This is a genomic window from Ruegeria sp. CE12, from assembly GCF_056537525.1.
Map to the genome: position 1 here is coordinate 200,735 of NZ_JBQFRS010000006.1, position 12,306 is coordinate 213,040.

Sequence of the window (12,306 nt, forward strand, 5' to 3'; positions counted from 1 at the left end):
AGACACGCCCTGATCGCCGAAAAAAACCACCTGCCCAAGGTGCCTGAAATGAGTTTCCGAGGCAAGTTCAGCGCAACAATTGGTAACTTCAGAAAATAGCAACAATGATCTTCAGACGGGCAGCAAGGTGTAGAATTCAAACCAAAACAGATAGTATACAGAGGCGGAAACTTTGCATGGGAATTTCTGTAGTATGAATGATCTGAGCTACGATGAGCTGATTGAGGTTCAGGGTATAAAGCTACCTCTTTGTAAGAACATCGTGACCCCTCGCATCGAAAGGCAGATGAGGCTTGGAAACTACGAAGTCGGCGAATGCGCTGCTGCACGAAAATTCATACGTAAGGGTGACAGGGTTCTCGATCTTGGGGCAGGTATAGGTCTTGTCGCCAGTGCGGTCTCCAAGATCGAAGGCATCGAAAGGATTGTGTCAGTAGAGGCCAATCCTGAACTGCTGGAAGTTATTCAAGAAACACACAAAATCAATGGAATAGACACGGTCGAACTACGCCATGGGATAGCGTCAAGGGTAGCGGCAGAACAAGTTCCGTTCTATTTGCGGGGTCATTTTTGGTCTTCCAGTATGGAGCCGGATTCGCGCCCATACAAAGAAGTGGTTCCCATGACCGCTTTTGCCATGAACGATTTGATCGAAGAGATCGACCCAACCGTGATCATCGCCGATATTGAAGGCGGAGAACTCGAGATTTTTGATGGGTTGACGTTGGATAACGTTCGAACAGTTATCATCGAACTGCATCCGCTGGTCTACGGAGTTGAAGGGCAGCGCAAGGTTCTGAAGTTCTTTGATGACCTCGGGTTCCGTGCCGAAGACGAGTACCGCTCGGGAAGTGTTTGGGTGTTTTCGAGAATGCCCGTCAAACAAGTGCCAAGGTTTTTGACACGAGGTCCATCCAGCCCGGTACATAATCACGACAACCCTCAGTTCATCATTCCGACCTGCATGCGAAATGAAGGCCCATTCCTGTTGGAGTGGCTGGCCTTTCATCGTTCGATAGGAATTCAGAATTTCGTGGTATTTTCTAATGACTGTTCGGACGGAACTGACCTTCTATTGGATCGGTTGGATGAGTTGGGTGTCGTGACCCATCTGCCCAATCCGGCCAAGGCAGCCAAGTCAACGTACTTTCAACCTCTCGCCATGAAATTTGCGATGGACATGCCTCAAGTGCGAAGGGCGGATTATGTAATTCAGACGGATGTTGATGAGTTCATCAATATTAAGGTCGGCGACGGAACGGTGACCGATCTGTTGAATGCAGCGGGGCCTTTTCATGTTCTTTCGATCTCGGAACTGAATTTTTCGAGCAGCGGGAACTGGGAATTAAAAGACGGCTGGCTCACCGAGATGTTCCGGGAGCACGAAACTGACAAGCCGGGTCATTGGCAGGCCCGGCGGGGGGTTAAGTCGATCATTCATGGCGCCGATAATTTTGAAACCTGGCCAGTACATCGACCAGGGATATTCGCGGGCTCATTTGATCAATTGGTTTGGCTGGATGGATCGGGTAATCCGGTTCCTGAGGACTTTGTTGTTAACCACGAAAACGGCATCGACAGGCGCGGTCGCTATGATTTGGTCCAATTGGATCACCATCCATTGCGCAGCGCGGAATCTTACCTGATGAAACAGTGGCGTGGGAGTGTTGCCGATAACCGGCGAAGCACGGATCATCATTATTATCGTAAGCGGTCTCTTGGTGGTAATTTTTATGGACACATTGATAGGCTGCTGCCTCGGGCCCGCAAAGAGTGGGATGCGTTAATATCGGACAAGAAACTCCTGGATTTACATCGGGCCTCGATTGACGTGCATCGGGAACGGATCAGGTCAATCGAGAACGAGCCAGCTATCTCTGAAGTTCGCGATTGGATTCGTGAAAACTATTTCGCTGATCAAGGGTCGGATTGATCAAACAGATACAGGAAGCCAAAGTAATGGAAGCTGGGTGAAACGAGGGCATACCAATCAGGCCCAATATGCTTCCTCAAACAGGTTTTTTTCCCTGTTTGATCAGCACAGCATTTGCCTCGTTTCTGGCGCGTAGAAACTTAGGACGCTTCTGTGGTTTGCAGGCTTCGAGAACGGCGTTGCAATACTGCGCTGTCCAATACGGCCGCCCACGTTTCAGCAGATGGTTCAACATGCGTTTCTGATAAAAAGCGCTGCTCTTGCGCGCGGTTAGGAGGGCGTAAATCTCTTGTTGCGTCAAGCTGTCTTCAATGCAACCGGTGATGATCTTGCTCAACACTCCCATGTGCCGCCACGTGGTCAGCATCCCGTGACCGTGGTGACGGCACAAGTATTTTTCTGTGTTCGACCCTTGGTATAAGGCGACGTGCAAGGCATCCGCTGCAATTGTCGGATCATAGAACAAGCGAACCTTACGGGCTTGACGCACACCATCCGGCCCATAGCCGTAAGCGCCTTCATAATCGCGCCTCCATGCGGGCTTAAAACGGGTTTCCCAGCCCAGAGTAACTTTGCGGCTTAACGTGGCTTGTGGATTCACAGCCAAAACATCTGCGCCAGGACAAGAAGCGGCGTAGGCGGTGGCGGCATACCCACCCATGGACACCCCGTAATATACCACCCGCTCGAATTGTTTGAAGAAACCTTTGTCTCGAAGTCCGTCGAAAAATGTGGCTATAGCGGGGTCACGATACCAAGTGTGGCCATGGGCCATGATCCCTAATGCAGACCATCCCCGGGATGTTATGAAATCCATTCCCCAGGGCAGACGATTGTCAGGGTCCTGCCGTGCGTCATCGAGATTTTCGAATGCGACAACAAGCACTTTTCCCTTTTGAACGAACAATGCCCGATGTTCATGACTCAACTCCTCAAAGAACCCATTCTCTCCTGCGGCTTCTTGAAAATTGTCGCGCCATTTTCGGTTACGTTCGTGGTTCATGTTTGAGTTCTACTCTTCGCCTTCAAACTACAGGGGGCACTGTTTGTCTCTGACAAGTGCTTTATGCGTAATCAACAGTGAACACGACAATTGCTAGCGCGTTTTTGAGCAGATGCGAAGTTCGAAAAAAGAAGCACGCGTTTCACTCTTTCCGTAACAGAGGCACCCGGCCAGACAAGGCGTAGCGATGCAATGTTTGCCCAGAAACTGCACGGCTGTCGGCTTGCCACCGGTCGCGCAAAGCACCATGGTTAGCTGTGCGGTTTTCGCGGTCTTCACTGCCCACATGACCCCATGCGTAAGCAAGGCTTAGTTCGGACTCATCTGGTTCTTCCTCTAAAACTAGGCGGATGTGACGGTCTGAAATTACCTCGGCGTCAATGATTGCCGGCAAATTCTGCGCCATGCCATCGAGACGAAACCCATGTGCATCATTCTCCAGCACCAACCCGTCCATTGATGAAAACTCGGCAAGAATCTGGCGTCCTTCCAAGTGAGCGATCTGCAGAGAAGGGCAGAACCATTGTTTTCCCATTTGCACAGCTTGAACGGCTAGATCACAAAGTTCATCCATCATGAGAGCAGACACAGAGCTGGGTGTTGCTGGTGTACCAGGCATAAGGGGCCAAGGATATGACGGAGTTGCAACGACCGATTTCACACCGGGATTGTCCAAATCAAATCGACCTTCGGACAACAATGCTTCAACACGCCCTGTGTCCTTGAAACCACCCCCTTGGGTGACAACGATTACAGGTTCGGCGGACTGTCCGGTTATCTGTGTCAGATCACGTACCAAAGAGGTGGTGGTTTGCCTGTAGTGTCTTGCCGCATCCAACTCGGAAATTGTCATGTCACCGCGAAGCAGTCCGAGGCGGAGGCGGTCAATAACCAGACCCTTTTCCCAACCCTTCAACGTAGCGCAAGCAACCTTCACCCTTTCCAGCAACAACCTGTAGGGTTCTGCGTGCGGGTCTGCATCCTCTGCAGTTATACCGGGCTGAGGTTGGCTTAAGGCAACATTGGTAAACAGAGTTTCCCCACTCTCATAGCGGCGTTCACTGCTTAGTGTTGCTTCAGCCAAGGGGCCGAAAGGTGCTCCGGTTCCATCCAGTTTTTCGTTCACGACATGCCAGCGGAATCTTCGCGCCAGAGTTCGGGGGACATGCAGATCGCCCCCAAATCCCACGAAACCCAATGCCGTGGGAGGTGTCTGAGCCAGTGTCACGCCATCGCGTTCTTCAAAACCGATGGTTGTTCTTTCCCACCGGTCGGAAAGATAGCGCAGGCAATCTGGTCGCACGTCCAACATCCAGACGTTTCCTCCTCCGCTAGGCCACGCAGTTTCTGGATTGTAAGGCTTGGATCGTATCCAGGCGCCCACCTTTTGAGGACGCTCAGCCTCTGCACGCATCACCAGCTTCTCAAAAGGTAATTCTGGTTTTGTGAGATAGCTCCGCCGGTTCTGGAAGGCACGGCGGAACCTCGAGGCACGTTCAACTTGGCCGCGCGCGACAAGCGCTGCTTCGATACCTTTGCGGTAAAAAGGAAAATCCTTGCGCCCTCGCAAACGTTCATAAAACAGATCCGGGGGCAACTCACCTCGCAACAAACCTGGAAGGATTGCTTTCAGGAATTTTTTCCGCCTTAGGCCGGGCGTACAGCTGGCCCCGAAACCAAAGCACTTGAGATATGTTACCTGATTTTCATCATAAACCTGCCACAGCCCTTTTAGTGGGTCATGAAACGGATCGTACAGGATATAGGTCCGAGCAAGATTGGCTGCGCGCGCCCTGTCCACCCCGGGCGACACGGGAGCGAGATCTTCTGGCGGATCGACAAATAAATGGGTGGCATTCGGCAGGAAATTCCCCAATGCCACCAAGCTGTGAGATGCATCTTCCGCGGCGCAGAGTGTGTGAGAACTAAAGTCATCAACCAGCAAACCTTCGGCCAGAGTTTCGAAGAAAGCCATTAACTCGGGTGAAATCGAAGTTGCTTCGTTAGTGCGGACAACGCGCATCTGACTGAGCTCATCTTCCTCGCAAAGTTCGTCGGTCAGGGAAGGCATTCCGTTCTCGGTCAGGAATTGGATAACCAGACGGTTGGGAGTTCGGTGGGTCAGCGCTATGCGATATCCGGCAATAGCGATCTCTTCGCCCGTTTGCAGCACTGCAATAAGATCGGCATGGGACTTCTCCCGAGCGTGCTCCATGTCACATCCGCTCCTGTTTCAAGCTATTTCCAGGCCGCAGATCGCTGGGAGTAGCGATGCCTGAGCCACACCGGCAAAAACCACCCGTTCCGTCCCACAGCTGAGTATCGTGTCATCTCCGGATTGCCTGACACGCACTTGCCCTAGTGATGCCCAATCACTCAGGTCAATCTTTCCACCTTGGAATCCTTGGATCTTTTGGGGCAGGCCGGTTCGTTGGATAGTGAGTGTTGTGGACGCGCTGCGCAAAGTAACATCATTGCTGCCTTCGGCCAGAGTGATTTGCGTATCACCGTGTCCCCCTGTGATGCGATTGCAACCGCTACCGGTAACAATCGAAACAGGGCCGTGGCCACCAATCATAGTGGTATCACCGCTGTCGCCGACCATTCGGGCGAACCCCTTTCCGGCCGTCATCGTTGTTTTCCCGGTCCCGCCGTATAGGACACAATTGGCATTTGCTGCCAGAATGGAGTTCTCGCCCTCACCACAATAGACCACCAGGTCGTCATTCTGCACGGTGATACGGTTTTTGCCCGGACCGGGATGCACAGTTAGCTGAAAGCGATTTACGCTCCCAGGGAAAAGAAACTCATTGTCTTGCTGGTTTCCGGTCGCAACAAAGCGGTTTACACCGCCACTTGCATCGGCGCCATAGTGCATGCGGGTAAACCCATCGGGCAGTGCTGCTATACCGTCATGGTTTAGTGTCGAATAATGAACTCTGGCCCCCGGCGCGGTCGGCGCAATGTCATCAGGAGAAGCGTCCAACGATCCGATGGCCCCAAGACTGCCAGCATTGGGTGGATTCGTCGAATCTGTAAAGCTTACGTGAAATGGCGCGGCACTGCCTTCTGCGTCGGGGAGAAGCAGGCCATGGGAGGCGCAAACCTGACTCAAATTTTGTCGCCATTTCGCGTAGTCCGGATGTTTACCCGCGAGGTTCTTGGTCAGCCATGGGTCGTCTTGAACATTGTGAAACTCGCTTTCACCGTTCTGATACAGCGTGATCCTATATGCGCCTTTCCGCATGGATGTATTGCCATATAGAAATGTGGGAACAGCGCGCTCAGGGTCAGAGGTACCGTGCGTCATGTCTTTCAGCGATCTGCTGATCGCACAGTGCATCGGCGGGCAACCAGCATAGTCAAGAATGGTCGGTCCGACATCCAATAAAGCAACTGGATCACGAACCTGTCTTGGTTGCGCATCAGGGTCGTGAATGATCAGGGGAACGCGACAGCTTTCTTCCCAGAGCGTAAATTTGCGCATCCGCCCCTTATCGCCAAGATGATATCCATGATCTGAGGTAAATATCAGGACGGTGTTATCCGCATGGCGCGACGATTTGAGCGCGGTCCAGATGCGACCAATCTGGCTATCAACATGAGAATAGGCTGAGAAATAATTTCGAACCGATTTACGCCAGTAGTCAGCGTCTCGAAGATCCATGTTCTTTCCCATGAATCGGTCGGGATACCCGGTCGTATCGAACCCATCATTCCATGCCTCAGGCATCTGGAAATCCTGTTCGTTGTACAACCGCTTAAAGGCTTCAGGCGTTTTGAACGGTATGTGTGGATGGTGAAAGCCGATCTCGCGATAAAATGGCGCGGCCCCATCGTAGGTCTCCAGAAACTCTACTGCATCTGTCGCGGACTGATGGTCATAATAGAGTGAATCGTGTGCGGGATCAGTAGTACCGGCTCCGCCGGTCAAGCCGCCAAAACGCCTGACAGGGACGGATTGAGGAGGACCAAGGCGCAACGGGTGTGGGGGGTGCGAATAAAGAACATCATGCACCGGCCTGGGAAGTGGAGCAAAACTGTGGTGAACCTTCCCGGCGGTCGAACAATAGTATCCGCTTTGCTTGAGCTTGAATTGCCAAAGCTGTTCGGGGCGCAACACATCGAACAGGTTCGTATAATTGTCCAGAATGCCAGTTTGGTAAGGTGACAGACCCGACATCAGGCTATTGCGTGATGGACCACAAATCGGGGCCTGACAGTATGCCGAGTCAAACGCCGCCGAATCCTCGGCGATCCGGTCAAGGTTGGGAAGGTGCAGGGGTGCGCCAAAAGCTTCACGATACTGAGAGTAGGCACCGCCATCGTCGACGGTAATCAGAACAATGTTCTTTTTCTCTTGCGCCATGATTACCTTTCCCCAGGCAATTTGGCCGATTGCTCATCGACGGCTGCAGCCGAAAGCTGAGATTTGCGTCTATTGGTACGAAAGGCGCGGCGAAACCTCGCAATTCTATCGTCTTTGCCACGGGTACTCAGGTGCGTTTCCATGACGATACGGTAAACGTAAAGCTCTCTCCGCTTGCGAATCCATTTATAGAACTCTGACGGTTGGAGCTCTCCGCTAATAGCGCCCTGCATAAATGGCTTCAAAAGCCCCAGTCGTCGCAGAACCACAGCCGATTTGTGCCCAAACCCGAAGCCCTGCAAGTGAATAAGCTTCTGCTGCGGTAAACGCATGACATGTCGTTTGTCTGGTGCAAAGAAAGGATCATAGAGAACATAAGCTTTCCCTAGGCCACTTAACTGCGAAGCAGCATCAGAAAAGGGCAGCGACCAGTCTCTATCCCGCCCTTTGCCAAACCGTGTTTCCCAAGGAACCAGATCGCTCTGCAATGTAGATTGCGGGCTAAGTGCCACGACTGTGGCACCGGGACAAAGAGAGGAAAATGTTAATGCAGCAAACCCACCCATTGACGTCCCGATCAACGCGATTTTCTCGAAGCCTCTAAAGAAGCCTGTACGCCCTAACTGTTCGAGAAACGCAATCAGCCTTGCATCGCGAAACCAGCTTGGACCACGGGCATATATACCAAGATGGCTCCAGCCGTTTTCGCGAACAAATTTCCCGGCCCAGGGTTCGATATCAGGATACGGGTAGCCCGCATCCGAAAGATTGTCGAAGGATATTACGAGTTGCGCCGTATCGCGTTCGACAAAGGATGCGGCATGTTCTCCGAACTTGTGGTACCAACCATCGTTTCCGCCAGCCGGAAATATTTCTCCGTACCAGCTGGGTATCTTGTTGTGGTCCACGTCTTCCATGACAATCAGCGCTTGTGCACAATCAGAACCTGATCGCGACGGGTCTTGTCAAACTGTGCCTGAAATATGAAAGCTCCCGAGAAATCCAGTCTCATTGCATTGAATTCTGCGGCAGTTTTACTGTCAGAGTGGCTGAACACACCGTTTTTGAGATATGATTGAAACAAAGCCGCGGTTTTTGTGATGCCGGGTTTTTCCATGGTATCGGGTTGCCATCTCAGGTCCTCGATAATGTACATTCCGCCCGATTTCAGCTTTCCGAAAAGTTCCAGAAACCCATTCTGCTGATGGTGCGATGCATGGCTTGCGTCATCAATTATGATGTCGAACTCATCGTGCATATCTCGAGCAGCGTTACGGATGTTCTCACGCGTATCCATATCGCAGCGATGGAAGGTAAACCTTGGGTCGCTGAACCAACTAAAATCTGATACATCCAGCCCATGAATCTGGGCTTTCGGAAAGAACTCTAGCCACATTCTCACCGAGGGTGCATCCGTTGTGGTTCGGTCGGCATGCTTGCCGTGCTCGGGGCCCCCGATTTGCAAACCCATTTCCAAAAACGAGATATCCTTATCTCGATATGGAAGAAAGAGCATCTGGTAGAGTTCTGAATAGCGGTGTTTTTTCGATCCTTTGTCCGAATTGTAGCGATCCGCCAAGTCGGTTAGATTTATCTTCCCGCGACCATATTTTTCAGATGCAGGAACAGGAGATGCAGGGTCAAGATCAATGGTTGTGGCTGGCATTGCAGGAGTGTCTTTAGCAATCGGTTTACTGTTTCTTTCGGGGCGACCTTTGTTGGGGATCGGCGCGAGGTCCGGATCAATTCCATGCTTGATCAGAAGCCTTCCCAACAGGCTTTTGGGGTGGGGTGCGCCGCCCTCTTTTTCTACCAAACGCGCACGCATGCGACGACCGTAAAGGTGAATGGAACAGGTGTTTTCAGTTATGTAAGGAGACACGTCGAATTTGCGCTTCAACATCATGCGACGGTCTTTGAAAGTGAATGGATAGAGCCTGTCCTGAGGCAGCGCAAACTCGATCTCACCGGTCGCGTGCAGAAAATGTGTCACTGCGTGTGGACCCCAAACACCCCATGGCTGTTCACCGACATGGACTGGATTACCTGCATCCCGGGCGGTTTCAAGCTCTTTGACATAATCCCCGCCATACCATGCGGGGATTGCAAATTCATCGCTTGTATGAGCCAGAAGCGCGCGCAGCGTATCGCTGTCACGTGGTAATCCAAGAACACCTCCGTTCACGTGCTTTTCGGATTCCCAACCGTAAAAATGGCCATTGGGAGTTTCGAAAGGCTTCATGCAGTAGGCATCTGTATCAGCCCAGATCATGTTGTCGTTCTGTTCAAGCAACCGGTAGCGAAACAGATCAGAATGCAGGGCGGGGCTACCAGTACGCTCATGCGCCAAAAAGTTCTCACGCGGCAAGATATCGGCGGCATCTGCAAATTCGACGCCATCTGGCACGTTTTTTAGTGGCCCATAGTGATACAGGACAGTGGTGTGACCTGCATCCACAAATGATTTAATACAAAGCTGCTCCAGGAAGCTGAGCGATCCTTCCATCCACAGCATTCCAATGACCGGTTTCTGATTCAAGACGACCTCAATAACAAAAGACTACTTAGACTTGGCATTCCTGACCTTTCGAGCAAATTCTGCTATCAGTTACAATGGGTGACGGGCGACCAATTCAGGTAACCTAGTGTTGTGTGACATCCTGACGTTCCACCGTGAAGAACCAATCAGCATCCGGACGTTTGGCGATCACTTCATCTGGCACGACCTCCGGGCCGGACAAAAAAACATTCGCACCAAAGTGACTGTGCAAGAGCGAGAGGCGTTCCATCCGTTGGCTCGTTAACGCAGAATAGAACTGGTTGTAGTCGGGTCTCGCCTTCAGCTCCTCGATCTTGGTCCGGTGGCACTTTAGTGAATAATCATGGGCTTCGGCGATCTCAGGATCTTTGAGAAGTTTATTCAGTTCGCCGCGCATCTTTGGCAGCATCCGGGCAATAGAGCGATCGACTTCAGCGTTATTGTTCATTCGAAACCAGTAAGCGAGTCCCTGATCGCGGTCCACATGGTTCACGCGGCCCCTGTCTCTTTTTACCAAAAAGCTCTCTGCCGAACGCACAGCGTAGTGGTTGAGCTGCACAAGATCGTAACCGTAGGTTCCGGTCGTGGAGCGCCAGCTGTTGCGATACATTTGGCGAGGCAAAGGTTGCCCTGATCCGTTCACCCAATGAACACTTTCCCACAGTTGTGGATTGAGCCCTTTTGGCCGATGAACGCCCAGCTTCTTGAACAGACCAACATTCCGGAAAAGCGTTTTGAATCCCCATGCCTGATGTGGCTTGGGTGTAAATTCACGTGCGCAACGGATGAATTGTTCGATAACCGGGCTTTCGTCAAAAAGATGCACATTGCCGTTGCCGAACAAACGCCAGGTCATTGCAATCATGTTGGCATCCGGAACGTGTTCGAACAACGCATCAAGCGTGCCATTGCCGCATTTGATATTCACAAACTCATCCACGTCGATACAGGTCACCCATGCGGCGTTGGCAACGATCGGTTCTTCTTGCGCTGAGCGGAGTGCAGCGTGCTGCGGTTTTAACCCCATCTCGCGAAACGGGTTTTCTCGGTGTTGTATGTATCCCTTGCGCTGTAAGAGCTTCAGCATTGTGTCCGTACCATCGGTACAGTCGTTTGTGTATACGATCACATCGTCGAAACCGATTGCACGATGATATGCCAGCCATTCAAGTATGAAAGGGCCTTCGTTTTTCATGGCAGTCACGATGACACGCCCGCCAGTTTGTTTGGCTGCTGGCGTCAAGGCAATTTGTGGAACACGCTCAGGGCTTCCATCCCAAAGAGTTTCAGATTGGTTGATCAGATATGAATCTTCAACCAAAGAGGTTTTAGGCACGATTTGCGAAACTGATGGCGCAGGATGACGTAGAGCTGTGAAACGATGAAATGCCCCGGTGACAGATCCACTCGGATTGACATTGCCGATCCGAACAAGCCGCCAGACGGCGCGATCGGAGACCTGTTTTGGTGCTATGCACCAACGATTGCTCGCGCCGGAATTGTCAAACTGAACACAGATATGGTCACTAAAGTGCGGATTGGCCTGATCACGCAATCGCCAAGGGTAACAGCGCCGGCCAACCAGAGAAATCAATCCACTGGATGTATTCACGGCGAGATCGAAAATGGAATCCTCACCACGAGTGATGAGGTCGCATACATCAATATTCGCGACAGCCCGAGCGCGCGATAGCCCGCGCAAACGCATTATTTCATAAACTGACACCGTGCCCAGAGGGCTATGCCAACGGTCAGGAGACGGCACGTCCATTCGGTCTTTGCCCGGGGCATCCGGGGCACAAAACGGGTGCCATTCAGGCGGTAGGTCAGCTCGGCCAAGAGGCATGTCACTGCTGAGTAATTCGACGTTGCAGGTCAGACCACGTTGCCGCAGACCGGCCTGTAAATCTCGGGCGAAAGCCTCATCCTCTCCGGGCTTTGCGCGGTCGAGGATCATAGCCGCATCCATCTGGTGTTGATCCACGTGATAGGCCAACCAATCCAGCACAACTTCAGCGTCTTCACCGTTGCGCACTGCAGCAAGTGCATTTCGCCCTTCGAAGGCGGCAAAGCTTGGTGTTGCGACCTCAATCGAACAATCTTGGCCGTCTATCGTGAACACTGGGGATACTGCGTCGTGCAAATGAAAGCGCATCACCGTTTGGCCGCCGAGTGTGCCATGTGTATATAGCTCGGCACCTTGGCGTGGGCAGATTTGTTCGGGCAGGACTTGTCGGTCAAAGAACAGAGTTAGAAGCCGCCCGTCGTCTCGGACCGTTTCAACTGCATCAAGAAGAACGAACGCCCCAAAATCACGGCTCTTCAGGCGGCTTCGATTAAACGCGACCATAAGGATAGCCTCTTCCACAACAGTGTTCGCACAGACAGAACACTGCGCTTCGTTCCTTCAACGGGATTACACCAGTCTGACTTTTCCAATTCAAGTTTCAGACCCATCATTT

7 protein-coding genes are annotated in these 12,306 nt (G+C 52.0%); 1 reads left to right on the forward strand and 6 read right to left on the reverse strand.

The window, feature by feature from the left end:
- Positions 1-172: 172 nt before the first annotated feature.
- Positions 173-1,933, forward strand: coding sequence for an FkbM family methyltransferase (locus ACR0IO_RS15705; protein ID WP_480742534.1), 1,761 nt, complete (start codon positions 173-175; stop codon positions 1,931-1,933).
- Between the two features lie 76 nt (positions 1,934-2,009).
- On the opposite strand, the gene ACR0IO_RS15710 is transcribed toward ACR0IO_RS15705, so the two are convergent.
- From ACR0IO_RS15710 to ACR0IO_RS15735, 6 genes are all read right to left on the reverse strand, one after another.
- A complete protein-coding gene (locus ACR0IO_RS15710) occupies positions 2,010-2,708 on the reverse strand; it encodes a hypothetical protein (RefSeq protein WP_480742535.1) in 699 nt (232 codons plus the stop codon).
- Positions 2,709-3,078: 370 nt separating this feature from the next.
- Positions 3,079-5,151, reverse strand: coding sequence for a hypothetical protein (locus tag ACR0IO_RS15715; protein ID WP_480742536.1), 2,073 nt, complete (start codon positions 5,149-5,151; stop codon positions 3,079-3,081).
- 18 nt (positions 5,152-5,169) lie between these two features.
- Positions 5,170-7,305: a sulfatase-like hydrolase/transferase gene (locus tag ACR0IO_RS15720; protein ID WP_480742537.1), complete on the reverse strand. Its 2,136-nt coding sequence runs from the start codon at positions 7,303-7,305 to the stop codon at positions 5,170-5,172.
- 2 nt (positions 7,306-7,307) lie between these two features.
- Positions 7,308-8,222: a hypothetical protein gene (locus ACR0IO_RS15725; protein ID WP_480742538.1), complete on the reverse strand. Its 915-nt coding sequence runs from the start codon at positions 8,220-8,222 to the stop codon at positions 7,308-7,310.
- 5 nt (positions 8,223-8,227) lie between these two features.
- Complete coding sequence (locus ACR0IO_RS15730) at positions 8,228-9,844, reverse strand: hypothetical protein (RefSeq protein WP_480742539.1); 1,617 nt, start codon at positions 9,842-9,844, stop codon at positions 8,228-8,230.
- A 103-nt stretch (positions 9,845-9,947) separates the two neighbouring features.
- Positions 9,948-12,194, reverse strand: a complete 2,247-nt coding sequence (locus tag ACR0IO_RS15735) for a glycosyltransferase family 2 protein (RefSeq protein WP_480742540.1) — start codon at positions 12,192-12,194, stop codon at positions 9,948-9,950.
- Between the last annotated feature and the right edge of the window lie 112 nt (positions 12,195-12,306).